Source organism: Agrobacterium sp. 22-210-1 (assembly GCF_053522525.1).
Genome location: NZ_JBNWCI010000003.1, coordinates 759,489 through 785,731, shown reverse-complemented (window position 1 = coordinate 785,731; position 26,243 = coordinate 759,489). Strand labels below are relative to the sequence as shown.

The window sequence follows — 26,243 nt, the reverse complement described above, 5'->3', positions numbered from 1 at the left end:
CGACGGTTTTCGTCCGCGGCCTCAGGAGGCCTCGGTCAGCGAATTATCGGCTTCGGCCGCATTGCCCTCCCCGGTTTCCTCCTCCAGAAAGCCGAGCGAGGTGGCGCGGATCAGCCTTTCCTGATGCATGAGAAGATGCTGGCGCATGGCTTCACCGGCGCGCGCCGGATCACGGTCGGCAATGGCCTCGACAATGGCCATATGCTGCTCGAAAGACGCCCTGCCATTCGTGCCGCTGCGCCGGGCAAGCTCGCGGATCGACTGCCATGCATCATCCTGGCGGATGCGGTTCACAACATCAAAGATCGACAGGAAAAGCTTGTTGCCGGCACTCTGGGCGATCTGGCGATGGAGCGAGCCATCCCACAATTCCTTAGCGTCGGCATCCGTGCTCTGGCCGGTCTTTTGAACAAGGGCGCGCATGCGCTCCACCTCGGCCGGCTTGGCGCGCATGGCCGCGAGCTGCGCCAGCTGCGGTTCGATGCGCAGGCGCACTTCCATGATTTCCATGAAATCCGTGCCGGCGACCAGTTCCGTGACCTGTGCGGACCAATCATCCGGTTTTTCACCCACAAAGGTTCCGGCCCCCTGCCGCCGCCAGATCAGGCCTTCGGCCTCCAGAACCTCCAGAGCGCGGCGGATTGAACGACGGCCGACATTAAAAGTCTCCGCAAAGGCCCGCTCCGTCGGCAAACGCCCATCTCTGGTGAGATGATTCGCCTGAATATAGTCACGCAACCGCGCCAAGGCGTAGTTGGAATTATCGTTAGGGCCTGCCGCCACACCGCACCATTTGCTTGAACCAATCTGATATTGGTTCATTTGGTGAGAAATTTTCGCCGACGTCAAGCGCATTTTTGAGCGACGATTTTTGACGCTCAAAATATGGGCATGTGGCGTTTTTTTGAATGGGAAGACAGGACGCAGAGGCAGGGCATTCTCGCCTCCCTGCCTGCCCTCAGGAGCTGATGGAAAGCCGGATGCGCCCTGACAGACGCGCGCCGGGCGCGACGATCCTGATACCTAGCGCTTCCCGGTGCATCTCCGGCAGGCCGAGCGCTCCGGCCGCCATGGAAACGGGCTCGAGGCAAAGATAGCGGTCCATGCGGTGAACAGCCAGATGGCCGAAAACGGGATCGGCCTCGATCAACAGTGAAAACCTGCCCAATTGCACATGCGCATTTGACCAGCCGGTGTAATGCAGCGTGTACCCCGTCGATGCGGGAATGGCGGCCATGTGGCGGGGAATTGCAGACTGGCCGGTCGGCACGTTCTGCGGGTCCAACGGATATTGCAGTCTGGCGTCCGTGCGCGCGTCGCAACCAAGGCCGGCAGCCAGATAGGGGTGCCATCCCAGCGCCATTGGTGCCGGCACATCCGCCAGATTGGTGATCGACAGTTCCACCGTGAGGCCGGCGTCTTCAAGCAGAAAGGACTGTTCAGCGCGGAAGGAAAAAGGCCATTCCCCGTCAGCCTCATAGTCAAGCACCAGCCCGGCCCGATCCGAAGCCAGACCTGAAATCTCCCAGGCGCGCCGGTGAGCAGGCCCATGCATGGCATCCGGCGCAAGGGCTGGATGGGGCGAAAGCCCATGACGGATGCCCGCATGAACGAAGGAGCCGCCATAAAGCCGGTTGTGGTAAGGAAACAGCGGATAGGCTCCGGCGCGCGGCCAGTTGAACGGCTCGAAAGCGTCCTCGCTTGTCGGCACCAGAATATCGCCGTAGTCCGCATGGTGCAGATGAGTCATTCTGCCGCCCCAGGCGGGGCGCAGGCGGGCAGAGAGCTGCCCGCAGCTTATCGCAACCGTCTCAGGCGAAGGCATAGGAGCCGTCAGGCCGCTTCGGCACCCGTCTCTGCCAGTGAACATAGCCATCCTCCTGCATGGCTTTTTCATCCATCTCTACACCCCAGCCGGGGCGATCCGGCCTCAGTTCCAGATATCCGTCCTTCGGCAGGTATGGGTCGACGACATAACGGGTTTCATCTTCGCGTTTTTCCAGATCGGTGCCGCCATAGACGTAGCATTGCCCTTTCGGCAGCCGGTATTCGAGAATGCGGAAATTCTGCTGGGCGGCGGAGAAATGCACATTGACGGCGGTGGCGAGCGGCCCCATCGGGTTGTGCGGCGCGATGCTGACGAAGTGGGCTTCCGCAAGCGTGGCGATGCGGCGCATCTCCGAGATGCCGCCGACGACGCAGATATCAGGCTGGATGATATCCGCACCCTTTACTTGAAGAAGCCGCAAGAACTCATTGCGATTATAAAGACTTTCACCTGTTGCCAGCGTGCAGTTCAGCCCCTGTTTCAGGTCTCCCCACATCTCGATGTTTTCCGGACGCAAAGGCTCTTCGAAAAACAGCGGATCGTAAGGCGCAAGCGCGTTGCCGAGCTGGCGGGCAGCGGCAGGCTCGAAAATCTTGGCATGGGCATCAAAGGCGATATCGTAATCGGGACGAACGGTCTCGCGAAGCGAGCGGAAATATTCGGCCGAACTGCGCACCACCTCTCCCCAGCGATGGGCGTGGATATCGACGCGCCACGGGCTGAGCTTGAAAGCCGTGAAGCCCCAGTCCTCGTTCAGACGATCGAACTCTTCTTTCGCCGCCGGTGCGTCCGGGGCGGTATAGACACCGGCATAGACCTTGATGCGGTCGCGCACTTCGCCGCCCAGCAGCTTGTAGACCGGCACGCCGGCCGCCTTGGCGGCAAGGTCCCACAGGCAATGGTCAAGCGCCGAGATTGCCGACAGACCAAGCGCGCCGGGCGGAAAACGGTTCTGTTGCAGAAGAAGATTGTAGAGATACTCCACCCGTGTCGGATCCTGCCCGGCAAGGAAACCGTAGAGGTAATCCAGCAACGGCGGTAAGGCGAGATCGGGGCCGTGATTGTAACATTCACCCCAGCCGGTCAGACCGTCATCGGTATCGAGAGCGACGACAACGCGGGGACGGTCCTTGTCGCGGGTGACGAATACCCGCATGCGATCGATTTTCATGCTTTATTCTTCCTCGTGAATTGCAGGATGCAACGGCCGCGACGTTATCGGGCCGCTACCCCGTTCTTGATCTCGGATGGTTCGATGTAGCGGAACCTTCGGGTGCGATCCCGGTCGCGCGGGTCGGGCCGCGGAATGGCAGATAGCAGCGCCTGCGTGTAAGGATGATCCGGCGCGTTGCAGACCTTTTCGGCCTCTCCCACTTCCACCAGCTTGCCGCGATACATCACCCCGACGCGGTCGCACATGTATCTGATGACGCCGATATCGTGACTGATGAAGATATAGGCGAGCCCCAGTTCGTCCTGTAGCCGCATCAAAAGATCAAGCACCTGGAACCGCACCGAAACATCAAGCGCCGAGGTCGCCTCATCCGCCACGATGATGCGCGGCTTCAGCGTGATGGCGCGGGCGATGCCGATGCGCTGGCGCTGGCCGCCGGAAAAGGCGTGCGGGTAACGCTCACGCCCGGTCGGATCAAGCCCCACCTGCTCCATCAGGGCGCAGACGCGCTCATCCAGCTCCCTGCCCCTGGCAATACCGTTGACCAGCAATGGTTCGCCGATGACCTGCGCCACCGTCATGCGCGGATTGAGCGAACCGAACGGGTCCTGGAAAACCATGCGCAACTCGCGCCGCGCGGCTTTCAGCTCGGCGCCTTCGATTTTGGCCAGGTCGACCACCGTGCCATCCGCCCGGCGATAACGCATTTCGCCGCCGGTCGGATCGTAAAGGCGCATGATGGAGCGGCCCATCGTGGTCTTGCCCGAACCGCTTTCACCGACAATGCCAAGCGTCTCGCCGGGCAACAGCTTGATCGAGACGCCATCCAGCGCCTTCATCTCACCGAAATGCATGGAGAGGTCGTTGACTTCGAGGATGGGCGCTGCGGCAAGATCGAGCGGCGGACGGGCAAGCCGGATTTCCGCTTTCTGCTCCAGTTTCAGGACCGAGCCGATCAACATGCGGGTATAGGAGTCCTGCGGGCTGTGGAATATCTCATCGACAGTGCCATATTCCTTGGCGACACCGTGATGCATGACCAGCACATCATCGGCAATCTGCGCCACCACGCCCATGTCATGGGTGATGAACAGCACCGCCATGCCATGCGCCTTCTGCAGCCGCGATATCAGGTCGAGGATTTCGGCCTGTGTGGTGACGTCGAGCGCCGTCGTCGGTTCGTCGGCGATCAACAGCTGCGGTTTGCAGGCCAGCGCCATGGCGATCATGGCGCGCTGGCGCATGCCGCCCGAATATTGAAAGGCATACCGATCCAGCGCCTTTTCGGGATTGGGAATTTCCACCTGCCGCAGCAGTTCGATGGCCTCAGCCCGCGCCTGTGCCTTCGTCATTTTCAGGTGCAGGCGCAGAACTTCGGTGATCTGGTCACCGACGGTATGGACCGGGGAAAGCGACGACATCGGCTCCTGGAAAATCATGGCGATGTCAGCGCCGCGCACCGAGCGGATGGCCCGGCTGCGCGGATCGAGCTTTGCCAGGTCAAGTGACGTGCCATCGGCGCGATTGAGGATGATCGACCCGGACGCGATGTAACCGGGGCTGTCGATAATTTGCAGGATAGAGCGGGCGGTGACGGATTTTCCGGAGCCGCTTTCGCCGACGACACAGAGTGTCTTGCCGGGATCGATGGAAAAAGACAGATCGTTGACCGCGCGGAAAACACCGTTTCGGACCGGGAACTCGGTGACGAGATTGCGGACTTCAAGCAGCGGTTTTGCTGGCTTCATGGAGAGAATATCGCTCATCCTGGGCCTCACTTGTTATAGGGGTCGGCTGCGTCGCGCAGGCCGTCACCGAGCAGATTGAGCGCCATGACGGCAACGACAACAGCCACACCGGGCAGGAACAACCACGGCGCAGTCGCGATCGAGCGGATATTCTGCGCCTCGCGCAGCAGCACGCCCCAGGAAATCGTTGGCGGCTGAAGGCCGAGGCCAAGGAAGGACAGCGAGGTTTCCGCAAGGATCATCGCCGGAACCGCAAGCGTGACCGAGGCGATGATATGGCTCGAAAAACTCGGCAACATATGGCGGAAGATGATGCGCCCTTCCGGCACGCCATCCAGCCGGGCCGCAGCCACGAACTCTTCGGTTCTGAGCGACAGGAATCGGCCGCGCACGACGCGGGCAAGCTGCGCCCAGCCGGTCAGGGACAGGATGATGGTGATCATCATGTATTGCAGCGTTGCCGGCCAGCCCTGCGGCAATGCGGCGGCCAGCGCCAGCCAGATGGGAATGGTGGGCAGCGACAAGACGAAGTCGATCACCCGCTGCATGACGAAATCGATGCGGCCGCCATAATAACCGGAGATGCCGCCGAGAACGACACCGAGCAGCAGCGAGAAAAATACGCCGACAAGACCGATCGACAGGGAAATCTGCGACCCCTGCACGACGCGGCTGAAGACATCACGGCCGAGACGATCCGCACCGAAGAGAAAGAGCGGTCGCGTCTTGTCGGTGGAGGCCAGCAGATGGATATCCGTGTCGAACAGGCCGAACACGGAATATTCGTAACCTCGACCGAAAAGCTGGACCGGGATTTTCTTCGCGGTATCTTCGACGAACACCGCCGCCAGCGTCTCGGGATTGCGGGTCAGCTTCAGCGGATAATAATGCATTCCGAGCGAGAAACCGTCGGTCGTATCGATGAAATGCACGCGCTGCGGCGGATGGAAGGTGGCGCGGGCGTTCTGCAGCACCGGATCGTTGATGGCGAAGAAGCCCGGCACCAGCGCGACGATATACATGGCGATGGTGATGAAAAGGGCGGCCATGGCCAGCTTGTGGCGCTTGAACGCCCACCAGATGAGCTGCCACTGCGAAGCGACGGCGGCGCGGTCCTGCCGGGTGTTGGTGGTCATAGTGATATCGCTCATGGCGCCCTCCTATTCGAGACGGATGCGCGGATCGACCAGCGCAAGCAGGATGTCGCTGATCAGCGAACCGATCAGCGTCAGCGCGCAGATCAACAGCACGAAAGCGCCGGCGAGATACATGTCCTGCGCCATCAACGACTGCAGAAGCAGCGGTGCCGCCGTTGGCAGGTTGAGCACGATGGCGACCACCACGGAGCCCGAAATGAGGTTGGGCAGCAGCCATGCGATGGTGGAAATGAACGGGTTGAGCGCAATTCTGAGCGGATATTTCGTCAGCAGCTTGAACTCGGACAATCCCTTTGCACGCGCCGTGGTCACATAGGGCTTGGGCAATTCGTCCAGCATATTGGCACGCATGACGCGGATGAGGCTTGCGGTAGAGGAGACGGCAAGGATGGCGACCGGCAGCCAGATATGGGCCATCAGGTCGATCATCTTGGCGATGCTCCAGGACGCCGTTTCATATTCTGCGGAAAACAGCCCGCCAACATCGGCCCCGAACTCCACCGCCGCCACATACATCAGCACCAGCGCCAGCAGAAACGAGGGTATGGAAAGGCCGAAGAAGGAGAAGGCGGTAAAGAGATAATCGCCGATCGAATATTTGCGCACGGCGGAGAAGACGCCGATGGGAAGAGCTATGGCCCAGGTGGCGAGAAGGCTTGCGATGGCCAGAACCAGCGTCAGCGCCATGCGTTCCCAGATGAGGCCGGAAACCGGCTGCTGCCACTCGAACGAGATGCCGAAATCACCACGGCTGATGATGCCCCATATCCATTTCAGATATTGCACGATCATCGGGTCATCGAGGCCGAAACGTTCGCGCAGCTGCGCCGCCGTATTGTGGTCAATGACCTCGTTGGAAGCGGCCAGGGTGGCGATATAGGTCGTCACATAGTCGCCGGGCGGCAGCTGGATCAGGACAAAGGCAAGGAAACTGACGGCAAACAGGGACGGGATCATCCACAGCAGGCGTTTTACGATAAAAAGCAGCATGTCGTTCTCGCAATCACATTGTGCCATACGCACCGCCTTCCACCAGGGAGGCGGGCTGTGGATGGTCGAAACAACCTGAGAGGCGTCGCCGCGTTACGGTAGCGACGCCCATGTGGCGGTATCAGCTTGTGAAGGTGAACTGTTGCGGCAGCGCCGGGCCGGGATTGGGCCAGGTCCAGCTGTCGGGTTCCGTTTCCGGCACATTGCGCAGATTGTTGCGGATGATGCCGAAACCACCCACGGCAAGGCAGAGACCGATCGTCTCGAACTCTTCCGCCGCTATGTCGAAGATTTCCTTCATCTTCTCGCCGCGCTTGGCAAGGTCGGCCGTCGAACGCGCCTCGTCGAATAGTTTGAAGCGTTTCTTCTGGCTTTCCGGTGGTTCCTCACCCTTCTGGCCGTTGGACGTATACCAGAGCGCCCACGGAATGGCGTAACGCGACCCCTGCGGATGGAAGGCGAAGAAATCGCGCGGGTCGAGCATTGGATCGAGACCGCCGGGGCCAGGCCAGACCGCCGCATCATGGGCGTTGTCATCGCCACGCGTGTAATAGAGCGCGCGTTCGATGGTGTTGACCTTGATATCAACGCCGATCTGCGCCCACTGTGCCTTCACCAGTTCCAGCGCATCGACAAGATCTGGATAAAGCGTCGGGATGACATCGATCGAGAAGAAAATCGGCTGGCCGTCAGGACGCAGCCGCATGCCATTGCCGTTCTTCTTGTCGTAACCGGCCTTGTCGAGAAGATCATTCGCCTTGTCGGCGTCATATTCGGTGAACTGGCGCGCCAGCTTTTCATTATACCAGGGGTGCGTCGGGCGTGGCCCGGCCTGATATCCCTCGCTCTGGCCGAAATAAACGATGTCGATGATTTCCTGCCGGTTGAGCGCAATGGACAGCGCCTGACGGAAGGACTTGTCGGCAAACATCTTGCGCATTGCCGGGTCTTTATGGGTGATGTTCAGGTAGATCTGGCACTGTTGCGAAGCGGAAGGCACCAGCGTCAGCAGACGGTAATCACCTTTTTTCATGTTCTGCGACAGGGTCGGCTTGTTGGCGAGAACGCTGATATGGCGCTCCTGAATGTCGATCTTGCCGGAAATGACATTCAGCATCAGCGATTCGACATCCTGCGAAATGCCGAAATTGACTTCGTCGATGTAAGGAAGCTGGTTACCTTCGGTATCAACCTGCCAGAAGTAAGGATTGCGGGTCATCACAACCCGGGTCGCGCCGCCGGAATAGGGTTCCTTCACCACCCACGGATCAAGCGTCGGCTTGTCGACATTCGACCAGCGCGACGGAATTTCGATATCACCGCACTTGGCGCGGAACAGTTCCGTCCAGCTCGATACGCCGGCCGCCTTCACATCGGCATCCAGCGACGTATTGTATTTCGGCAGGAACTTGCTGCAATAATGCTTGGCGAACAGCGTTGGATGCTGGCCGAGCGGTGTAGCGAGGTTTTCTAGATAGAGCGCGTTCGGCGCGGCGAATTTGAACTTGACCGTGAAATCGTCGACCTTCTCGACATCGACCGCCTTGCCGGCCACGGAAAGCTGGGCCGGGGTGGCGCTGTAAAGCTCCTTGTTCTTGATGCAGTCCTCGATGGCGAACACCACGTCATCTGCGGTGAAGGGGTGGCCGTCCGACCATTTCGCGCCCTGCAACAGATGGAAGGTGAACTGCGAAGCGTCGTCATTAACCTCCCATTTCTCGGCAAGGTTCGGCAGAACCTCGGTGAAATCCATGTTCCAGCGAACCAGCCCCTGATTGCCGACCATGCGCAAAATGCCATTGTGGTCCGATGAACCGCGCAGGCCACGGCGCAATGTGCCGCCATAGGTGCCGATTTTCTCGTGCGGCGTCACCACCATCGGATTTTTCGGCAGGCGCTCGGCCAGGGGCGGCAGTTTGCCGTCTTTTACCGAGGCTGCCAGTTCCGGCGCTTCCTTGCCGGTGGCGGCCCGGGCCGAGGTCCCGATGACGGAAAGGGCGGCGACGCCGCCAAGCCCCGCCACAAAGGTCCGGCGCGTCACGCCAAGCGAAAATTTATCCCCATCGCGCATCGATTATCCTCCCAAAAAATCACCGGCAGCAAAACAGCCTTCACTGTGTCGCAACGGCCCTCCCGGCCAGCCAGCACGCCGATCCTCCACCGGCAGGGGCAGACCATATGGGCGTTTTCAGATGATTACAAGTATTGACAGCTTTTTACATATTTTTTATTCGTAGAGCGATTTTCGAAAACAGGTTTGACGATAAAGATCGGAACGGCAGCGCTCCCCGCTGATAAAACCCCGGTATTTCTGTTGCGGATGACATACAGGAAACCGTTCAACTTCAGCGATTTGCAACGAAAGGTGTGCTGATGGACAATACGACCACATCGTCGGCCGCACGCGGCGAGACCCGGCTCAGCGACATCGTCTACGAAAAGATCGTCGGCATGATTTCGGACGGGCGGTTTCCCATAAACGAGCGGCTACCATCCGAACAAAGCCTGGCGTCTCTGTTCGGGGCTTCCCGGCCGGTGGTGCGCGCAGCGCTGGAGCGGCTGCGCAATGACGAGCTTATCGTTTCACAAAAGGGCTCCGGCTCCTATGTGCGCCAGCAACCCGACTCTTCGGTGTTGCAGCAGGTGCCGGTCGGTTCGCTTGCCGACGTGCAGCGCTTCTTCGAGTTCCGGGCCGGCCTTGAGGCCTCGGGGGCCGAGCTTGCGGCGCGCAACTGGCAGGCAGCCGACAAGACGCGGATCGAGCAGGCAATTGCAGCGCTGGAACAATGTCTCGAGCGCAATGATCTTGGCGCAGAGGAAGATTTCGCCCTGCACGAAGCCATTGCCAGGGCAAGCCATAACCAGTTCCACATCACCGTACGCATCTGGTTCAAACCGCATTTCGCCATCGGCCAGTCGGTGACACGCAGTCTCAGCCTCAAACGTACACCGCAGCATGTGCGCGAAGTGCAAAACGAGCACACAGCCATCGTCGAAGCGATTTTTGCGCGCCACGAGCAGGCTGCGCATGACGCGATGAAAGACCACATCCTCAAAGCCCGCGCCCGCATGTTTCAGGGCGTCGGAGGCTAGAACCGATCCCGCAATTTAAAAAAACGAGGCCTGAAAGGGCGATGGAGAATAACCAGTGAGCCAGCCGCGCATCATAGAACCGAAACTCCGTCCCCTCGTCGATACGCCTTTGAAGGTTGGCGAATCGCCCGCATGGGACGAGCGGACGGGCAATCTGTGGTTCGTCGATATTCTCGCCCCGGCGATTTTCCGCCTGCATGCGGACGGAAAGCTGGACAGGTTCGACATGCCCGCCCAGGTGGGCTGTCTCGGTCTCTGCGACAATGGCCTTGTTGTGGCGGGCCTCAAGACCGGCGTGCATCTGCTCGACCCCGCAAGCGGCAAGCTCGAGCTTCTCTGCGACCCCGACGAAGGACGACCCGATAGCCGCCTCAATGACGGCAAGGTTGGTCCGGACGGGCATTTCTGGGTGGGCACCCGCGACGAGGCCGCCGTGCCTACAGGCAATGCGCGTCTCTATCGGGTGGCACCTGACGGCGGTATCGAGCGCGTCATCGACGGTAATATGTTCACGTCGAACGGCCTTGCCTGGAGCCCGGACGGAAAGCGGATGTATCATTCCGATAGCAGCGGGCTCATGTATCAGGCGTTCGATTTCGATGCTGCAACCGGCAAGCTCGGCCCTGCCGAACGCCTCCATGATTTCGCGCCAGACGAAGGCAGGCCGGATGGCGCAGCGACCGATAGCGAAGGCTGCTACTGGAGCGCCGGCGTTCAGGGCGGACGGCTCAACCGCTTTACGCCTGAAGGCAAATTGTTCGAAATCTACAGGCTGCCGTTCAAGGGGCCGACCATGCCATGTTTCGGCGGTCCGGACCTTAAGACGATCTATCTCACCAGTCTGGTGACCGAAACCAACGGCGTCTCCACGGCGGGCACGGTCGTTGCGTTCGATGCGCCTGTCGCCGGCACGCCCGTTCACAAATTCTCCATCTGAGACGCCCTTTTACCTTGAGGAACAAATTGATGACGACATTCGATTTTCGCCAGGCCCTGCAGGGTATCTCCGGCGTTCCCGTAACGGCTTATGATGCGGGCGGTGAAGTGGACGCCGTCGTCACCGCCGAGGTTTACGCCCGCGTGGCAAAGGCAGGCATCCATAATATCGTCGCGGCGGGCAATACCGGCGAGTTCTACGCCCTGACACCCGCTGAAATTATGAGGGTTTATGAGGCCGCGATAAAAGGTGTAAGCGGGAAAGCCCCGGTGACGGCAGCGATCGGGCGCTCGCAGCGCGAAGCGCTGTCCATGGCGCGGCAGGCGAAGGACATAGGGGCTTCCGCCGTCATGTCGCATCAGCCGGTCGACCCCTTTGCAGCCCCGCAATCGCAGATCGACTATTTTATCGGCCTGGCAGAAGGCAGCGAATTGCCGCTGGTGGCCTATGTCCGGGCCGACGGTTTTTCGGTCGATGACATGGTCAGGCTTTCCAGCCATCCGAATGTCGCCGGCATCAAGTTCGCAACCACCGACATTATGCTGTTGTCGCGCGCGATCGCCGCTTCCGATCCGAACGGCGCGCTCTACGTCTGCGGACTGGCGGAAAGCTGGGCACCCGCCTTTTGCGCCGCCGGCGCACGCGGCTTCACATCCGGCCTCGTCAATGTCGCGCCGCAATTTTCCCTGCAGGTTCATGATGCCCTGACGGCTGGCGATTTCACTGCAGCCCGGAAGATCGTCGAAAAGATCGAGCTGTTCGAACGGCTGCGGACACGATACCGCAACGGCGCGAACGTGACGGTGGTGAAGGAAGCGATGGAGATCCTTGGGCTTACGGTTGGCCCGGTTCGAGCGCCGGGCCTTGCGCGTCTGGACAAAGAAGATCGCTCAACACTTGAGGGATTGCTTGCCAGCTGGCGTTAATGGGCGCCTCCCTCATTCCGCGCGCGGGTCCCAAGCGCCTCGAATGGACGGGCCAGACTGTGCGTTCCGCGCTCCCGATCCACGCATGACCGTTAAGCCGACGATCTGAAAAAGGCCGGGCTCCAGGGCCCGCCTACACTCAGTTTTGGGTCAATCTGCTCGTTCCCGCCATGCCACAACTTTTTGTCGATGATGACAGCACCAAAACCAATAGTTGACACTGGAGCATAGACCCGATACAAGGGGCAATCGAATTTGCTTGCTTAGCTTTGCTTGTCACGCGTCTGGCACCGCGTTCTGAACGAACCTTTCCTTTCAAAATCGCTATCATCATCCGCAGCACCTGAGTGCTGTGGTCTCTCTATTGCTATGAAAGGGTTCATCATGACCACTGGCACAGTTAAATGGTTTAATTCCACCAAGGGCTTCGGCTTCATTCAGCCTGATAACGGCGGCAACGATGCTTTTGTACATATCTCCGCAGTTGAGCGCGCAGGCATGCGTGAACTCGTTGAAGGCCAGAAGGTCAGCTTCGAGCTGGAGCGCGACAACAAGTCGGGCAAGATGTCGGCTTGCAATCTGCAGGCTGCCTGAGGGTATCTGCTTCCCTTTGACCACGGATGTACTGGCACTGCCGGAAGCACACCAACCCAATCAAGGCCAGGCAAATCGCCTGGCCTTTTTATTTTTCGCTCGCTTGCCGAGCCTTACCAGCGGAACACCCATGACAGAAAAATACAGCACGTCTCGCCAGAAGGCGGAGATTGCCTTCAGCCATATCCAAACGCCGTTTTTCGCGAAGGAAGAAGCGCGTGAAGAACTCGATTCCCTTAACCGATCCCGCGAAGAGAAGACCCTGCGGCTTCGGGAAGCACGCCTTGCAAAGGAACAGTCAGACCGCGCTTCAGCCACGTCGGCTCTCATTGCCAAACGTGCCCGCGGGCGATGACCAACGGTATGACTTGATCAGGCAGCATCGCGCCCTGATCAATGGCCATGGAGCCAAGCGTTCCTCCGCCCGAAGCATCTGCGCGTTTCGGGAAGCGGCCCATTGAACCTGAACCGCCTCCTTGTCTTCAGCACCCAGATCACATGCCGACTATAAGCCGACACACGTCTGGCAAGCGGCGCGCTTTTCCTGCGCGAACGAACGCAATCCGTTCAGCCAAACAGCGCGAGGCTGCTTCTCACCGTAACCCACACGCCCCAAAGAAGCGGTATGCCGACGGCAATCCAGGCGAATGCGGCTTTAGCGTCAAGCCCGCCCTTGCCGATGCCGAAGGAGCCGGTCGGGCCGGCGCTGGCGGCAGCGGTTTTTGCCTGAAGCGCGGCAACCTCCGCATCCGACATGAACCATTTCTCCGGCAACGGCCTCACCAGCGCATTTGCAACAAGGCCGATCGCCAGCATGCCCGCCAGAATATACATGGTACTGGTGTAAAGCGCCGGGCCCGGCGCAACACCGGCGGCTATCTGCGCCTCACGTATGTAGTTGACGACCACCGGTCCGGCGATGCCGGCTGTTGCCCATGCTGTCAGCAGCCGGCCGTGAATAGCGCCGACGAACTGCGTGCCGAAGATGTCGGCGAGATAAGCCGGAATGGTCGCAAAACCACCGCCATACATGGACAGGATGATGCCGAAGGCCAGAACGAAGAAGGCCTTGGACCCCATCGTCGCAAGCGTTGGCGCCGCCGCATAAAGAATGATGCCGAGAATGAAGAAGCAGAAATAAGTGTTCTTGCGGCCGATCCTGTCAGACATCGACGCCCAGAAGAAACGCCCGCCGATATTGAACAGCGAAAGCAGCCCGGTGAAACCGGCGGCAATCGCCGCTATCTGCGCCTTCTGCCCTGCATCAAGATCCGCAAAACCCACGCCCGGCAGGCCGATCAGCGAGCCCGCGAAGATTTCCTGCAGCATGGGCGACGCCATGCCGATGACGCCTATGCCTGCCGAAACGTTAAGGCACAGCACCGCCCAGATCAGCCAGAACTGCGGCGTCTTGTGCGCATCGCGCAGATGCACGTGACGGTGGGTTATCATCGCGCTCTTGGCAGCCGGCGCAGTCCAGCCCTCTGGACGCCAGCCGGCCGGCGGAATCCGATACCCGAAGGCACCGGCCATCATGAAGACGAAATAGATCAGCGCCATGACGACGAAGGTCTGCCAGACACCCACTGTCGTTTCGGTCTTGAAGGCGTTCATCAACAGGTTGGCAAGCGGCGCGCCGATCATTGCGCCGCCGCCAAAGCCCATGATGGCCATGCCCGTCGCCATGCCGCGACGATCCGGGAACCATTTGATCAGCGTCGATACGGGCGAAATATAACCAAGCCCGAGACCGACACCGCCGATGACACCCGCGCCCAGCCACATCAGCCACAGCTGGTGCGTCATGACGCCGAGCGCCGCAACGAGAATGCCGCCACACCAGCAGCAGGCGGAGACGAAACCGGCCTTGCGCGGCCCCACCCTTTCCAGCCAGCCGCCCCAGATCGCCGCCGAGCAACCCAGGAGGACGAAAAACAGCGTGTAGATCCAGCCAAGATCGGCCACGCGCCAGTTGCACTGCGTGGTGAACAAAGCGCCGACAAGGGTTAGACTGGAGCAACTGGGGTCCGTCGCCGGCAGGGCCTTCGACAATGGCAGCCAGAAGACACTGAAGCCATAGGCCATGCCGATGCACAGATGAATGGCCAATGCTGCCGGCGGCACCAGCCAGCGGTTAAATCCGGGTTTTGCTATGATCCGTTCGCGGTCCAGAATTCCGGCCTGCACCGGTTCTCCCGCAGATACGCCTGCTACTGCCATCGACATTACCTCCCTCGTGGATGTCTGGACAAATTTCATACGCCCCATATGGCAGGGCGAAACCGCCGAATGCTCTCCCGTGCGGCAATAGGTGAAGGCGGCCCCTCGCCGCGCTCAATGTCTGGTTTCGGGAATACTCGGTTCGGATAGGGACTCGCCCGCAGCCGGCCCCTTGCCTCCCGGCGCACCCTTTGCATCCTCCCCAAGCCCCACCGCATCGGCGTTGGGTGATCCGGGTCTCTTGATCTCCACTGAGGCAGCGATCACCAGCGGCAGAAAATCACCGGCGCCGGCATCCACTATCTCGAAAAACCGGCGGCGCATGCGCGGCTCCCAGAATTTGTTGATGTGGGTGGCGACACCGTCAATGCGGACTTCCTCCGGCTGAGACAGGAAAAATGTCGCGATCTGGTTCGCCATTCTCACCAGTTTTTCGTCGGTGTGATTAAGCAACATGCTGTTCCCCCGCGCCGCCTGCCGGTCGGCGTCCGTGTTTCAAGTGGCCGGGGCACCCCCGGCCCTGATTATTCGGCTGCCTCCAGCTTGCCGGCGATCCGCCTCGACCGGCGGCCGAGCGCATCATATTCCTCCTGCCATTCCGTCGGGCCGTTCGAAGGTGATATCTGCACGGCGGTCACCTTGTATTCCGGACAGTTGGTCGCCCAGTCGGAGAAGTCGGTGGTGATGACGTTCGCCTGCGTGCCCGGATGGTGGAAAGTCGTATAGACCACGCCCGGCGCCACGCGGTCGGTGATCAGCGCCCTCAGCGTCGTGTCTCCGGAGCGACTGGCAAGCTTCACCCAGTCGCCATCCTTGACGCCGCGCTGCTCGGCATCATGCGGATGGATTTCCAGCCGGTCCTCCTCGTGCCACACGACATTTTCCGTGCGCCTCGTCTGCGCGCCGACATTGTATTGCGACAGGATGCGGCCGGTGGTGAGCAGCAGCGGGAAGCGCGGACCGGTACGTTCGTCCGTCGCCACATATTCGGTGCGGATGAACTTGCCCTTGCCGCGTACGAAACCATCCACATGCATGATCGGCGAACCCTGCGGGAACTTCTCGTTGCAGGGCCACTGCACCGAACCGGTCCGCTCGAGATAGTCATAGGAAACACTAGCGAAACTCGGTGTCGTCGCCGCAATTTCATCCATGATTTCAGACGGATGTGCATAGTCCCAGGTAAGTCCCATGGCCTGCGCCAGCTTCTGCGTCACCTCCCAGTCGGCATAACCGTTCTTCGGCGACATGACCTTGCGCACGCGGTTGATGCGGCGCTCGGCATTGGTGAAGGTGCCGTCCTTTTCGAGGAAGGTGGAACCGGGCAGGAAGACATGGGCATAATTCGCCGTCTCGTTCAGGAAAAGATCATGCACCACAACACATTCCATGGCGGCAAGGCCGGCGGACACGTGCTTCGTGTCCGGATCGGACTGGAGAATATCCTCACCCTGAATGTAGATGCCCTTGAAGCTGCCATCCACGGCCGCGTCGAGCATGTTGGGGATACGCAATCCCGGCTCGTTGTTGAGTTTCACGCCCCAGAGTTTCTCGAAAATGTCACGCGTGGCGTCATCGGAAATATGCCGGTAACCCGGAAGCTCATGCGGGAACGAGCCCATGTCGCAGGAGCCCTGAACGTTGTTCTGCCCGCGAAGCGGATTGACGCCCACACCGGGGCGGCCAATATTGCCGGTGGCCATGGCCAGATTGGCAATCGCCATGACCGTGGTCGACCCCTGGCTATGTTCGGTAACGCCAAGGCCGTAATAGATCGCACCATTGCCGCCGCGGGCATAGAGGCGGGCAGCCCCGCGCAGTTCTTCCGCCGGAACACCGGTGAAAGTTTCGGTTTCTTCCGGGCTGTGCTGAGGCTCGGCAACGAAGGCGGCCCAATCCTCAAATTCCGACCAGTCGCAACGCTCGCGGATGAAGGCCTCGTTGAACAGGCCTTCCGTGACGATCACATGTGCAAGCGCCGTCAGCACGGCCACGTTGGTGCCGGGCTTCAGCGGCAGGTGGAAAGAGGCCTCCACATGCGGGCTGCGCACGAGATCGATACGGCGGGGATCGATGACGATCAGTTTTGCGCCCTGCCGTAGCCGCTTTTTCAGCCGGGAACCGAAGACCGGGTGACCGTCCGTCGGATTGGCGCCGATGACCACGACGACGTCGGAATGCTCCACGCTGTCGAAATTCTGCGTTCCGGCCGACGTGCCGAAAGCCTGACCGAGACCATAGCCCGTGGGCGAATGGCAGACGCGGGCGCAGGTATCGACGTTGTTATTACCAAAACCGGCGCGGATGAGTTTCTGGACGAGGAAGGTTTCTTCATTCGTGCAGCGGGACGAGGTGATGCCGCCGATGGATTCCCGACCATATTGGCCCTGAATGCGCCGGAACTCCGAAGCGACATGGGAGAAGGCCTCTTCCCAGCTGACTTCCCGCCATGGATCGCTGATCTTCTCGCGGATCATCGGGTTGAGAATACGGTCCCTGTGCGTCGCATAACCATAGGCAAAACGGCCCTTGACGCAGGAATGGCCGCGATTGGCCTGTCCGTCCTTCCACGGCACCATGCGCACCAGCTCTTCGCCGCGCATTTCCGCCTTGAAGGAACAACCGACACCACAATAGGCGCATGTCGTCACCAGCGAATGTTCCGGCTGGCCGATCTCAATCACCGACTTTTCCGTCAGCGTCGCGGTGGGACAAGCCTGCACGCAGGCGCCGCAGGAAACGCAGTCGGAATCAAGGAATGCCTCATGTGCGCCGGGCGAAACCCGGCTTTCAAAACCGCGCCCTTCGATCGTCAGTGCAAACGTGCCCTGCACTTCCTCGCAGGCACGCACGCAGCGGGAGCAGACAATACATTTGGAGGGATCATAGGTGAAATAGGGATTGCTTTCGTCCTTCGGCATCCAGCGGGCATTGAGATCACCTTCACCGGTGCGTGCCTTGACGTGGTTGTCGCCTTCGTAACCGTAGCGCACATCGCGCAGGCCAACGGCACCGGCCATATCCTGCAGCTCGCAATCGCCATTGGCAGCGCAGGTCAGACAGTCGAGCGGGTGATCGGAGATATAAAGCTCCATCACCCCCTTGCGGATCTGTTTCAGCCGCTCCGTCTGCGTGTGCACGACGAGACCGGGGGCGACAGGCGTGGTGCAGGAGGCGGGAGTGCCATTGCGGCCCTCCACCTCGATAAGACAGAGCCGGCAGGAGCCGAAGGCATCCACCATATCGGTGGCGCAGAGTTTCGGGACATCGATGCCCGCCTCGCGTGAGGCGCGCATGATCGACGTTCCCGCCGGTACGGTAATCTGCCGGCCGTCGATGGTGAGCGTCACCATGTCCGTTGCGCGGGATTTCGGCGTTCCGTAGTCGAATTCAGAAACAAGGGCCATGGTCTTACTCCGCAGCTTCAACGCGTGGGATGGGGGCAAAATCATCAGGGAAATGCCGGAGCGCACTCATGACGGGATAGGGCGTGAAGCCGCCAAGCGCGCAAAGCGAACCGAATTTCATGGTTTCGCAGAGGTCTTCGAGGAGCGCGGTATTCTTCTCCCGCTCGATGCCGAGCGCGATCCTGTCGACGGTCTCGACACCACGCGTCGAGCCGATGCGACAGGGCGTGCACTTGCCGCAGCTTTCAACCGCGCAGAATTCCAGCGCGAACCGCGCCTGCCGCAGCATATCGGCGGTATCGTCGAACACCACGATGCCGGCATGGCCGATAAGGCCGCCAGCCGCCGTAAAGGCCTCATAGTCGAAGATCGTGTCGAACAGCGAAACCGGGAAATAGGCGCCGAGCGGGCCACCCACCTGCACGGCCTTGACGGGCCGGCCGGTGATCGTGCCGCCACCGATATCGTTGACCAGTTGCCCGAGCGGCAGGCCGAAGGCGGTCTCGTAAAGCCCGCCATGCCTGATGTTTCCGGCAAGCTGGATGGGGATCGTGCCATGCGAACGGCCAACGCCGAAATCGCGGTAGAAAGCGGCACCCAGATCCATGATCACCGGAATGGACGCCAGCGAAATCACGTTGTTGACGACGGTGGGTTTTCCGAACAGGCCCTGCAGGGCAGGTAACGGCGGCTTGGCGCGCACGGTGCCGCGCTTGCCTTCCAGACTGTTGAGAAGCGATGTTTCCTCGCCGCAGACATAGGCGCCGGCACCCATACGCACTTCGAGATCGAAGGCCCGCCCGGAACCGAGGACGGAGGGGCCGATAATGCCTTCTCGGCGGGCGATGTCGATCGCCTGTTCCATGACCTTGATGGCGTGGGGATATTCCGAGCGGGTATAGATGAAGCCCTTCGTCGCACCAACGGCAAGGCCGGCAATCGCCATGCCTTCGATCAGCACGAAGGGATCGCCTTCCATGATCATGCGGTCGGCAAAGGTACCGCTATCGCCCTCGTCCGCGTTGCAGACGATGTATTTCTGGTCCGCCACGGCATCGGCAACGGTCTTCCATTTGATGCCCGTCGGGAAACCCGCACCTCCGCGTCCACGCAGGCCGCTTTCGGTCACCTGCGCAACGATGTCGAGCGGCGCCATGGCGACGGCTTTTTCGAGGCCTTTCATGCCCTGATAGGCGCGGTAATCCTCGAGCGACAATGGATCAGTCACGCCGCAGCGGGCAAATGTCAGACGCGTCTGGCTTTTCAGGAACGGGATGTCCTTGGTCGGCCCAAGACAGAGACGATGCTCGCCGCCGGTGAGAAAACCCGCATCGAAAAGCGAGGCCACATCGCCGGCCTTGACCGGCCCGTAGGCGATGCGGCCATGGTCGGTGCGCACTTCGACCAGCACTTCGAGCCAGAGCATGCCGCGCGAACCGTTGCGGACAATATGCACATCAAGATTGCGGCTGGCCGCTTCCCGGCCGATGGCGTCGGCCACGCGGTTTGCGCCAACCGCAAGCGCGGCGGAATCGCCGGGAACAAAAACGGTGACATTCATCGGCGCGCCTCCGTCAGAATGTCGCCAAGACAGTCCTCGTCAAGGCGGGCATGGACTTCGCCGTCCAGCATCAGGGCCGGCGCCTGCGCACAAAGCCCGAGACAGAAAACCGGTTCCAGGGTGACGGAACCGTCAGCGGCGGTTTCGTGCCAGTCAAGGCCGAGCCGGGACTTGATGGTGTCCGCCAGAGGCTCGCCACCCATCGACTGGCAAGCCTCGGCGCGACAGAGCTTCAAGACATGCCGGCCGGAAGGATGATCACGAAAATCGGGATAGAAGGTTACGACACCATGCACCTCCGCCCGCGACACGTTCAGTGCGGAGGCGATAATCTGTTTGGCGCTTTCCGGAATGTAGCCGAACTCTTCCTGAACCGCGTGCAGGATGGGCAGCATCGGCCCTTCGAGGTGAAGAAAGTCGTCAATGACCGCGGAAACACGGGCCGCCTCATCTGCGGCAACCGCCTGAATATTCATAAGCCAGTCCTCCCAAACCGACAGGGGCAAGGATGGCGGGCAGGACATTTCTCAGCCCTTTCGCAACGCCTGCATTGGCGGCAAGAATGGCGAGACCGGCAGGATCAGGTCAATAAGGTGTTTCCGTCGCTCGATAGGGATTTCCTATCAAAAACCAGCTCCGCAGCGCGCTGCCGCGCCTCATGAAGAAGCGCTGAAACCAGTGGCGTGTGCGGTTCGCGGTAAGTCGCAATCAAGCCCACAAGATGCTCGGCATCGGGCTCGATGATCGGGATCATTTTTATCTGTTTTGGAAAACCGAATGATTCCGCTATGTTACGCGGCATTATTGAAGCCCATTGTCCGGTTCGAATATGGGAAAAAAGCACGATCATCGAATTGGATTCGAGCGTTGGCTTCACCTCTACACCCGCTTCCGCCATGTGCTTGTTGATGATACGGCGGTTCTGCATGTCTGAAGTCAATAGGCATAGCCTAAGACCGGCAACCTGCCTCCAGGTAACGCTTTCCTGATCGGCCAAAGGTGTTCCGGCCGCTGCAATCAGGTGATATCGCTCCGAATAAAGCGGCACCGTCGTCACCCGCCCCAGCGGCTCATTGTCTAAATAGGTGATTCCCGCGTCGATCTCGAGATTTTCGATCTGGCCCAAAACCTGAAGCGAGGTGCGTGACGTCACCGAAAAGGTCACGGCGGGATGGCGCGCCTGAAACGGCTCCGTCAATCGCGGCACCATGGCAAGTGCGGTGGGAATGACCGCAAGGCGGATATGGCCGGCCAGACCCTTGCGGGCGGCGCGCATTTCCTCGCGCATGGTGCGCGTATCGGCAACGATGCGGCGCGCCCATTCCAGAACGCGCTGCCCTTCAGGTGTCAGCCCCTGATAACGGGCGGCGCGCACCACCAGAACAACACCCAGCTGATCTTCCAGTTGGCGGATCGCCGCCGAGAGACTTGGCTGCGAAATGCCGCATTCCTCCGCTGCCCGCCCGAAATGCTCCGCGCGCGCCAATGCGATGAAAAATTCCAGCTTGTCGATCATGCGTCCTCCCATGACACGTGTCGCTGCGCGCGACAGCACGCAACCGGACACTAGTGCCTGACGGGCCTTGCCGCAAATCCGGTGGCAGCAGGAGACTGCCGGAGCGCGGAGACACAGGCAGGACTTCCTTGCAACACTTGCCGCAACCATGCGTTATAACAGCGACAAGGATCAGGATAGCGGGGGAAGCATGGACGCGATCGCAGAGGTTCCGAAGATCAACCGGCTGGTATTGCAGAATCTGATCGCCGGGCTGAGCGACGGATTGATCCTGCTCGAAAAGGACGGAACGATTGCCTGGGCAAACAGCGCGGCACTTCGTATGCACCGGATCGAGGCGCTCGCGGATCTCGGAGAGGATGCCGCGGCCTACCGGCGAAATTTCACGCTTCGTTACCGCAACAACCATCTGCTCGAAGAGGGACAATATCCGCTCGAGCGTCTTTTGGCCGGCGATGATTTCGACGACGTGACGGTGGAAGTGTCGCCGAGCGGCAATGAGGAGGAGTGCTGGGTCCACACGATGCGTGGCCTTGTTCTTGAGGACGCGGGCGCCAGGCCCGACGTCCTCGTCCTCATCATCCGGGATGAAACACCCCGTTTTGAGGCCGAAGCGCGCTTTGAAAGCGCCTTTAACGCCAATCCCGCCCCGGGCCTGATCTGCCGGCTGGAAGACGAGCGTTTCATCCGCGTCAATCAGGGCTTTCTTGAAATGACCGGCTTCACGCGTGAGGACATTATCGGCGTGAGTGTCGAGGAGCTTGGACTGTTTTCCGAATGCGACACCGGCGAGGACGCACTGAAGCGGCTGCATGAAGGCAGGATCATCCGTCAGAGGGAGGCGCTCATCCCCATACCGGGAGGAGACAGGCTGGTGATCGTCGCCGGCGAAACCATCGCGGTTGCCGAAGAGCCCTGCATGCTCTTCACCTTCGCCGATCTTGACGGGCGCCGCAGGGCGCAGAACGCGCTGCGCCAGAGCGAGGAACGGTTCTTCAAATCATTCCGCCTTTCACCCGCGCCCGCTGCCGTTTCGCGGCTGGAGGACTTCGTGCTGACTGAAGTCAACGACGCCTTCCTGCAATTATGTGGCCGCAAGGAGCCGGAGGTGGTGGGAAAAACCGCCGGCGAACTGCGGCTGTGGGAAGATGTGACGGCACGCAGGGATATCGAGAAACGGCTGAAGGACAACATCCCCATCCGCAACGAAAACATGCGCATGAAGCTGAGCGATGGCGGCACGGCCGAATGCATCGTTTCCGCCGAACGCGCCGAAATCAACGACCAGCAATGCGTCATCTGGGCAATACAGGACGTGACCGAGCGCAGACGCTCGGAAAATGAACTGATCGAAGCAATCGAAAGCGTGATGACCGATACATCATGGTTCAGCAGAACCGTCGTCGAAAGGCTGGCGGGACTGCGCCAGAACGCGCGCAGCACGACGCCATCCGCATCGCTGAAGGACCTGACGGATCGCGAGGAGGAAATCCTGTCGCTGATCTGTGACGGGTGCAGCGACAGGGAAATGAGCGACAGGCTTCATCTTTCCAAGCACACCATCCGGAATCATATCGCGTCGCTTTATGGCAAGATCGGCGTGAACCGCCGTACCGCCGCGGTTATCTGGGCACGCGAACGGGGCTTTTCCGGCCGCAGGGAAAAATAGCGACCTGCTTTTGCGAAAATAAGTCACTTTATACCAGTTCAACTAGTAGAAAATGCTCTGCTTCGGGCCAATGCGCCGCACTACCTTCCCATCATGCCGTTGTCAGCAGCGGCATGATCCAACGATGGAAGGAGTACATCATGGACAAAAACCGTATCGAAGGCATTGCCCGCCAGGCAAAGGGCACCATCAAGGAAGCAACCGGGAAAATCACCGGCAATGGGCGACTTGAGGCGGAAGGCAAGGCGGAAAAAGTTGCCGGCCACGCACAGGAGAAACTCGGCCGGGCGAAAGACGCCATCACCAAAGCATTAAAGTGATCCATCGATGTTCAAGGCCGGAGGTTTCACGATGATGCTTTCATGGGCCGCAAACACGGCACCGGGCTGCAATCCACAGGAGATCAGCCTTTGCGCCGCGTTGCAGGCACTGATTGCCTATGCGGACGGGCAGGAAAACAGCTGCATCTCCGTCAGTTCCTCTGATGGGTGCATCGTCCTCACGGGCGAAGTTGAAACCCTCTCTGCCTTCGAACGTGCGGTCATCATTGCCGAGTGTTTCGCGTCACGACCCATCATCGCCGATCTGGCGATCCGCCAGCGGTCGTCGACCAGGCTGGACGCGGCCTCCCCGCATCTCCACCTCGCCAACAACAACAGGAGTGATAAACAATGAAGAAGTTCGTTCTCGCAACCGCCATCGCAACCCTGGCACTTGCCCCGCTCGCCTCGGCCGAAACCAGACACAACTCGAAACGTGCGCCTGAAACCGTCCAGAAGGAACGTGTCGGCACCTTGTCCTGCGAAATCGCCGGTGGGGTCGGACTTGTGATCGGTTCCAGCAAAAACGTCGATTGCCAGTTTCGCCAGCGCTCCGGCAAAACCGAGCGCTACACAGGCACAATCGGCAAGCTCGGCCTCGATATCGGCGTGACGGGCAAGACATATATGAGCTGGATCGTGTTCAATACCGCGGCAAGCCGCATCGGCGAGGGTGCGCTTGGGGGTGAGTATGTCGGCGCTTCCGCTGCAGCCTCTGTCGGCATTGGTATTGGCGCAAACGCCCTGATCGGCGGCAATGCCAAGAATTTCGCACTTCAGCCGATCAGCGCCGAGGTCGGCACGGGTGTAAACATTGCAGCGGGCGTATCACGTCTGCAATTGAAGCACGCCCGCTAATTCAGGTCGCAACCGGCGCGGTTTCGGGCATCCAATTTGCCCGAAACCAGATGCCGTCTCCCGGCTCAGGCAACCAGCATGGCTTCCTTGATGCGCGGATAATCATAGGCATTGACCTTCGAAGTGCTGTAACCCGCTCCCACCAGCGCCTCGGCGAGTTTCACCGCTGCCGTAACCCCATCGATAACAGGCACGCCGGTTGCGTCGCGCAGCCTGTCGCACAGAGCCGACATGCCGGCGCATCCAAGGATGATCGCTTCCGCCGCGTCCTCCTTCTTGGCCGCTTCGATCTCGCGGATCAGCATCATTTCAGCGGCGAGAGGGTCTTCCTCGAGACCAAGCACCGGCAGATTGATGGCACGAACCTTGCGGCAATGCCGCTCCGCCCCATAGTTGCCGACAAGGTCCTCGATGATGGGGATCGAACGCGGCAGGGTGGTGATGATGGAAAATCGGCGGCTGATCGTCATGGCCACCTGCACGGCGGCCTGGCAGATGCCGATGACCGGCCCGCGCGCCACTTCGCGGGCAGCATGCAGCCCCGGATCGTCAAAGCAGGCGATGACATAGGCGTTAACGCCGAGCTGTTCACCCTTGCGGATCTCCTGCAGCAGGCCCGGAACAGCCAGCGCCTCATCCGCCCCGCCTTCGATACTGACGGGCGTATCGAGAGGATTTGCAGCGGAAATTTTCGTATCCACGTGTTTGACGCGCAAGGCGCTGTCGAGCGCCTGCGCCGTCATCGAGGCCGTAGAGTTGGGGTTGATCAGGCGAATATGCATCGGGGTAAGCCTTTCAGGACCTTCACGCGCCGTCTGGCTTGATGAAGTCGGTAATCGCCGGCGCCTTGAGGACGAACTGGCGGTCCGAAGTAATGTAATTGTCGGCGTGAAGGCGCGCGATCGGCTGATAGCGGTCCGGATCGACATAACGCCCCTCTTCATCGAGGCAATCCTTGTGCACATGCATGTGCACGACTTCGCCCAGAACCAGTGTGCGGCGCGGATAATCGATCAGGCGCTCCACCCGGCACTCGAAGGCACAGGGCGATTCCGCCGCAAAGCTTGCATCGATCTTGCTGCACGGGGTCGCGGTCAGACGCGCCATGGAAAGCTCGTCCACCTCGCTGTCGAAACCGAGGCCGCAAACGAGCATCTGTTCCGACAGAGCCATATCGACCATGTTGATGACGAATTCGCCGGTTCGGCGAATATTGACCATCGTATCCTTCTCCTCCCCCGTCACACGCGGCTGGATACCGAGGACGACGATCGGCGGATCATGGGAGAAAACGTTGAAAAAGCTCATCGGCGCCGCGTTGTTGTGGCCGGCGGCCGAACGCGTCGTGACAAGCGCTATCGGCCGTGGACCGATAAAATTCGTCAGCAGACGATAACGGCTTTGTGGTTCGAGCGCGGTGAAGTCGAATTCCATGACAACTACCCTGTTTATGGTACACAATATTATTTCAGATTGTTGACAATCTTGCAACCAAAACTCTGTTGAAACGGTTGACTTTTTCCACCGCATCACGCTTCTCTACCCATAATGGAGAGTGAACCCGATGACCGAACAAAACGGCCAGTCCACGCAGCAAATTGTCGAGAAAGTCTGGCTGTCGATCGCTGAACGGCGGCTGCGCCCGGGCGTGCAGTTGAAGGAAGAGCAGCTCGCCACCATTTTCGGCGTCAGCCGCGCGCGCATCCGCCAGGCGCTTTCCGTGCTGGAGCGTGACGGGCTCGTCACCATCGTTCCCAATCGCGGCGCCTTCGTTTCCAAACCCTCGGTCGAAGAGGCAAGGGACGTGTTCTTCGTGCGCCGCACCGTGGAACAATGTGTCGTTGAGCGGCTGTGCAAATCCGCCACCAAGACCGATCTGAAACGGCTTCGCGACCATGTCGAGAAGGAGCGCGTGGCCAATGCTCACAATATCACAACCGACATCATCAAGCTTTCCGGCGGCTTCCACCTGCTGCTTGCGGAAACGGTCGGTTCCGATTTCCTGTTCACCACCATGCGCGACCTCATTTCGCGTTCCTCCCTCATCACCGCTGTTTACCGCAACACGGACCGATTCAACTGCGGGCCCGACGAACATGCGGAAATTGTCGACGCGATCGCCAATAACGACCCGGCGAGAGCCACGCATCTGATGACCCATCACCTGGAACATGTGGAAGCGGAGCTCGATCTCAGCGAAATCCGCGACCTTTCCCATGATCTGCGGGCTGCACTCGCCTGACCC

General features: G+C 60.1%; 25 protein-coding genes. 10 read left to right on the top strand and 15 right to left on the bottom strand.

The genetic code is table 11. The features are described 5' to 3' along the window. Nucleotides 1-21: 21 nt before the first annotated feature. From ACQZ5F_RS21890 to ACQZ5F_RS21860, 7 genes are all read right to left on the bottom strand, one after another. Nucleotides 22-822: a FadR/GntR family transcriptional regulator gene (locus ACQZ5F_RS21890; protein WP_137087926.1), complete on the bottom strand. Its 801-nt coding sequence runs from the start codon at nucleotides 820-822 to the stop codon at nucleotides 22-24. A gap of 136 nt (nucleotides 823-958) precedes the next feature. After that, nucleotides 959-1,825, bottom strand: a complete 867-nt coding sequence (locus ACQZ5F_RS21885; protein ID WP_225338189.1) for an aldose 1-epimerase — start codon at nucleotides 1,823-1,825, stop codon at nucleotides 959-961. Beyond that, nucleotides 1,812-2,999 (bottom strand): galactarate dehydratase, encoded by a 1,188-nt coding sequence (locus tag ACQZ5F_RS21880; protein ID WP_046801257.1) that lies wholly within the window; start codon nucleotides 2,997-2,999, stop codon nucleotides 1,812-1,814. Before ACQZ5F_RS21880 ends, ACQZ5F_RS21885 begins: the two co-directional genes overlap by 14 nt. 44 nt (nucleotides 3,000-3,043) lie before the next feature. Beyond that, nucleotides 3,044-4,768 (bottom strand): ABC transporter ATP-binding protein, encoded by a 1,725-nt coding sequence (locus tag ACQZ5F_RS21875; RefSeq protein WP_225338188.1) that lies wholly within the window; start codon nucleotides 4,766-4,768, stop codon nucleotides 3,044-3,046. Between the two features lie 8 nt (nucleotides 4,769-4,776). Next, complete coding sequence (locus ACQZ5F_RS21870; protein WP_225338187.1) at nucleotides 4,777-5,901, bottom strand: ABC transporter permease; 1,125 nt, start codon at nucleotides 5,899-5,901, stop codon at nucleotides 4,777-4,779. Nucleotides 5,902-5,910: 9 nt separating this feature from the next. Further along, nucleotides 5,911-6,897, bottom strand: a complete 987-nt coding sequence (locus ACQZ5F_RS21865) for an ABC transporter permease (protein ID WP_077983887.1) — start codon at nucleotides 6,895-6,897, stop codon at nucleotides 5,911-5,913. A gap of 121 nt (nucleotides 6,898-7,018) precedes the next feature. Beyond that, complete coding sequence (locus ACQZ5F_RS21860; RefSeq protein WP_225338186.1) at nucleotides 7,019-8,968, bottom strand: ABC transporter substrate-binding protein; 1,950 nt, start codon at nucleotides 8,966-8,968, stop codon at nucleotides 7,019-7,021. Between the two features lie 302 nt (nucleotides 8,969-9,270). Here ACQZ5F_RS21860 and ACQZ5F_RS21855 point away from each other — a divergent pair, with 302 nt between their 5' ends. From ACQZ5F_RS21855 to ACQZ5F_RS21835, 5 genes are all read left to right on the top strand, one after another. Next, nucleotides 9,271-9,990: a FadR/GntR family transcriptional regulator gene (locus ACQZ5F_RS21855; protein ID WP_046801252.1), complete on the top strand. Its 720-nt coding sequence runs from the start codon at nucleotides 9,271-9,273 to the stop codon at nucleotides 9,988-9,990. 55 nt (nucleotides 9,991-10,045) lie between these two features. Then, nucleotides 10,046-10,927, top strand: coding sequence for an SMP-30/gluconolactonase/LRE family protein (locus tag ACQZ5F_RS21850; protein WP_046801251.1), 882 nt, complete (start codon nucleotides 10,046-10,048; stop codon nucleotides 10,925-10,927). A gap of 29 nt (nucleotides 10,928-10,956) precedes the next feature. Beyond that, a complete protein-coding gene (locus ACQZ5F_RS21845; RefSeq protein ID WP_448730955.1) occupies nucleotides 10,957-11,853 on the top strand; it encodes a dihydrodipicolinate synthase family protein in 897 nt (298 codons plus the stop codon). Nucleotides 11,854-12,237: 384 nt separating this feature from the next. Next, nucleotides 12,238-12,447 (top strand): cold-shock protein, encoded by a 210-nt coding sequence (locus ACQZ5F_RS21840; RefSeq protein WP_225338185.1) that lies wholly within the window; start codon nucleotides 12,238-12,240, stop codon nucleotides 12,445-12,447. Between the two features lie 130 nt (nucleotides 12,448-12,577). Next, complete coding sequence (locus ACQZ5F_RS21835) at nucleotides 12,578-12,802, top strand: hypothetical protein (protein WP_225338213.1); 225 nt, start codon at nucleotides 12,578-12,580, stop codon at nucleotides 12,800-12,802. A 212-nt stretch (nucleotides 12,803-13,014) separates the two neighbouring features. On the opposite strand, the gene ACQZ5F_RS21830 is transcribed toward ACQZ5F_RS21835, so the two are convergent. The 6 genes from ACQZ5F_RS21830 to ACQZ5F_RS21805 form a co-directional block, all read right to left on the bottom strand. Beyond that, entirely contained in the window at nucleotides 13,015-14,667 is a 1,653-nt protein-coding gene (locus tag ACQZ5F_RS21830; RefSeq protein WP_080843272.1) for an OFA family MFS transporter, read from the bottom strand. Nucleotides 14,668-14,781: 114 nt separating this feature from the next. Further along, nucleotides 14,782-15,123, bottom strand: a complete 342-nt coding sequence (locus ACQZ5F_RS21825; protein WP_225245531.1) for a formate dehydrogenase subunit delta — start codon at nucleotides 15,121-15,123, stop codon at nucleotides 14,782-14,784. Nucleotides 15,124-15,191: 68 nt separating this feature from the next. Continuing rightward, nucleotides 15,192-18,074, bottom strand: a complete 2,883-nt coding sequence (fdhF, locus tag ACQZ5F_RS21820) for a formate dehydrogenase subunit alpha (RefSeq protein ID WP_225338184.1) — start codon at nucleotides 18,072-18,074, stop codon at nucleotides 15,192-15,194. 4 nt (nucleotides 18,075-18,078) lie between these two features. Next, the gene (locus ACQZ5F_RS21815; RefSeq protein WP_448730954.1) at nucleotides 18,079-19,635 is read right to left on the bottom strand and encodes a formate dehydrogenase beta subunit; all 1,557 of its coding nucleotides are present in this window, start codon (nucleotides 19,633-19,635) and stop codon (nucleotides 18,079-18,081) included. After that, nucleotides 19,632-20,111 carry a formate dehydrogenase subunit gamma gene (locus ACQZ5F_RS21810; protein ID WP_046801244.1) on the bottom strand — a complete coding sequence of 160 codons (480 nt, stop codon included), beginning with the start codon at nucleotides 20,109-20,111 and terminating at the stop codon, nucleotides 19,632-19,634. Before ACQZ5F_RS21810 ends, ACQZ5F_RS21815 begins: the two co-directional genes overlap by 4 nt. A gap of 104 nt (nucleotides 20,112-20,215) precedes the next feature. After that, nucleotides 20,216-21,151: a LysR family transcriptional regulator gene (locus ACQZ5F_RS21805; protein WP_080843084.1), complete on the bottom strand. Its 936-nt coding sequence runs from the start codon at nucleotides 21,149-21,151 to the stop codon at nucleotides 20,216-20,218. A 190-nt stretch (nucleotides 21,152-21,341) separates the two neighbouring features. Here ACQZ5F_RS21805 and ACQZ5F_RS21800 point away from each other — a divergent pair, with 190 nt between their 5' ends. From ACQZ5F_RS21800 to ACQZ5F_RS21785, 4 genes are all read left to right on the top strand, one after another. Next, nucleotides 21,342-22,820 (top strand): helix-turn-helix transcriptional regulator, encoded by a 1,479-nt coding sequence (locus ACQZ5F_RS21800; protein ID WP_225338182.1) that lies wholly within the window; start codon nucleotides 21,342-21,344, stop codon nucleotides 22,818-22,820. A 140-nt stretch (nucleotides 22,821-22,960) separates the two neighbouring features. Then, a complete protein-coding gene (locus ACQZ5F_RS21795; RefSeq protein ID WP_046801242.1) occupies nucleotides 22,961-23,140 on the top strand; it encodes a CsbD family protein in 180 nt (59 codons plus the stop codon). Nucleotides 23,141-23,147: 7 nt separating this feature from the next. Further along, complete coding sequence (locus ACQZ5F_RS21790; RefSeq protein ID WP_080843082.1) at nucleotides 23,148-23,495, top strand: BON domain-containing protein; 348 nt, start codon at nucleotides 23,148-23,150, stop codon at nucleotides 23,493-23,495. Next, a complete protein-coding gene (locus ACQZ5F_RS21785) occupies nucleotides 23,492-23,998 on the top strand; it encodes a DUF992 domain-containing protein (RefSeq protein ID WP_225338181.1) in 507 nt (168 codons plus the stop codon). Before ACQZ5F_RS21790 ends, ACQZ5F_RS21785 begins: the two co-directional genes overlap by 4 nt. A gap of 65 nt (nucleotides 23,999-24,063) precedes the next feature. Here ACQZ5F_RS21785 and ACQZ5F_RS21780 read toward each other — a convergent pair whose 3' ends face one another. Then, nucleotides 24,064-24,780 (bottom strand): aspartate/glutamate racemase family protein, encoded by a 717-nt coding sequence (locus ACQZ5F_RS21780; RefSeq protein WP_052820556.1) that lies wholly within the window; start codon nucleotides 24,778-24,780, stop codon nucleotides 24,064-24,066. A gap of 22 nt (nucleotides 24,781-24,802) precedes the next feature. Next, nucleotides 24,803-25,432 carry a flavin reductase family protein gene (locus tag ACQZ5F_RS21775; RefSeq protein WP_046801239.1) on the bottom strand — a complete coding sequence of 210 codons (630 nt, stop codon included), beginning with the start codon at nucleotides 25,430-25,432 and terminating at the stop codon, nucleotides 24,803-24,805. A 130-nt stretch (nucleotides 25,433-25,562) separates the two neighbouring features. Between ACQZ5F_RS21775 and ACQZ5F_RS21770 the strand changes: the two genes are divergently transcribed. Beyond that, nucleotides 25,563-26,240: a GntR family transcriptional regulator gene (locus ACQZ5F_RS21770; protein WP_046801238.1), complete on the top strand. Its 678-nt coding sequence runs from the start codon at nucleotides 25,563-25,565 to the stop codon at nucleotides 26,238-26,240. Nucleotides 26,241-26,243 lie beyond the last annotated feature (3 nt).

What these genes read in the sequence shown, in the direction of transcription:
- ACQZ5F_RS21890 (WP_137087926.1), bottom strand. Translation starts at nt 822, where the DNA reads ATGAACCAATATCAGATTGGTTCAAGCAAATGGTGCGGTGTGGCGGCA.
- ACQZ5F_RS21855 (WP_046801252.1), top strand. Translation starts at nt 9,271, where the DNA reads ATGGACAATACGACCACATCGTCGGCCGCACGCGGCGAGACCCGGCTC.
- ACQZ5F_RS21770 (WP_046801238.1), top strand. Translation starts at nt 25,563, where the DNA reads ATGACCGAACAAAACGGCCAGTCCACGCAGCAAATTGTCGAGAAAGTC.
- ACQZ5F_RS21835 (WP_225338213.1), top strand. Translation starts at nt 12,578, where the DNA reads ATGACAGAAAAATACAGCACGTCTCGCCAGAAGGCGGAGATTGCCTTC.
- ACQZ5F_RS21775 (WP_046801239.1), bottom strand. Translation starts at nt 25,432, where the DNA reads ATGGAATTCGACTTCACCGCGCTCGAACCACAAAGCCGTTATCGTCTG.
- ACQZ5F_RS21830 (WP_080843272.1), bottom strand. Translation starts at nt 14,667, where the DNA reads ATGGCAGTAGCAGGCGTATCTGCGGGAGAACCGGTGCAGGCCGGAATT.
- ACQZ5F_RS21790 (WP_080843082.1), top strand. Translation starts at nt 23,148, where the DNA reads ATGTTCAAGGCCGGAGGTTTCACGATGATGCTTTCATGGGCCGCAAAC.
- ACQZ5F_RS21810 (WP_046801244.1), bottom strand. Translation starts at nt 20,111, where the DNA reads ATGAATATTCAGGCGGTTGCCGCAGATGAGGCGGCCCGTGTTTCCGCG.
- ACQZ5F_RS21880 (WP_046801257.1), bottom strand. Translation starts at nt 2,999, where the DNA reads ATGAAAATCGATCGCATGCGGGTATTCGTCACCCGCGACAAGGACCGT.
- ACQZ5F_RS21815 (WP_448730954.1), bottom strand. Translation starts at nt 19,635, where the DNA reads ATGAATGTCACCGTTTTTGTTCCCGGCGATTCCGCCGCGCTTGCGGTT.
- ACQZ5F_RS21870 (WP_225338187.1), bottom strand. Translation starts at nt 5,901, where the DNA reads ATGAGCGATATCACTATGACCACCAACACCCGGCAGGACCGCGCCGCC.
- ACQZ5F_RS21800 (WP_225338182.1), top strand. Translation starts at nt 21,342, where the DNA reads ATGGACGCGATCGCAGAGGTTCCGAAGATCAACCGGCTGGTATTGCAG.
- ACQZ5F_RS21805 (WP_080843084.1), bottom strand. Translation starts at nt 21,151, where the DNA reads ATGATCGACAAGCTGGAATTTTTCATCGCATTGGCGCGCGCGGAGCAT.
- ACQZ5F_RS21825 (WP_225245531.1), bottom strand. Translation starts at nt 15,123, where the DNA reads ATGTTGCTTAATCACACCGACGAAAAACTGGTGAGAATGGCGAACCAG.
- ACQZ5F_RS21875 (WP_225338188.1), bottom strand. Translation starts at nt 4,768, where the DNA reads ATGAGCGATATTCTCTCCATGAAGCCAGCAAAACCGCTGCTTGAAGTC.
- ACQZ5F_RS21865 (WP_077983887.1), bottom strand. Translation starts at nt 6,897, where the DNA reads ATGCTGCTTTTTATCGTAAAACGCCTGCTGTGGATGATCCCGTCCCTG.
- ACQZ5F_RS21795 (WP_046801242.1), top strand. Translation starts at nt 22,961, where the DNA reads ATGGACAAAAACCGTATCGAAGGCATTGCCCGCCAGGCAAAGGGCACC.
- ACQZ5F_RS21785 (WP_225338181.1), top strand. Translation starts at nt 23,492, where the DNA reads ATGAAGAAGTTCGTTCTCGCAACCGCCATCGCAACCCTGGCACTTGCC.
- ACQZ5F_RS21885 (WP_225338189.1), bottom strand. Translation starts at nt 1,825, where the DNA reads ATGCCTTCGCCTGAGACGGTTGCGATAAGCTGCGGGCAGCTCTCTGCC.
- ACQZ5F_RS21860 (WP_225338186.1), bottom strand. Translation starts at nt 8,968, where the DNA reads ATGCGCGATGGGGATAAATTTTCGCTTGGCGTGACGCGCCGGACCTTT.
- fdhF (WP_225338184.1), bottom strand. Translation starts at nt 18,074, where the DNA reads ATGGCCCTTGTTTCTGAATTCGACTACGGAACGCCGAAATCCCGCGCA.
- ACQZ5F_RS21840 (WP_225338185.1), top strand. Translation starts at nt 12,238, where the DNA reads ATGACCACTGGCACAGTTAAATGGTTTAATTCCACCAAGGGCTTCGGC.
- ACQZ5F_RS21780 (WP_052820556.1), bottom strand. Translation starts at nt 24,780, where the DNA reads ATGCATATTCGCCTGATCAACCCCAACTCTACGGCCTCGATGACGGCG.
- ACQZ5F_RS21845 (WP_448730955.1), top strand. Translation starts at nt 10,957, where the DNA reads ATGACGACATTCGATTTTCGCCAGGCCCTGCAGGGTATCTCCGGCGTT.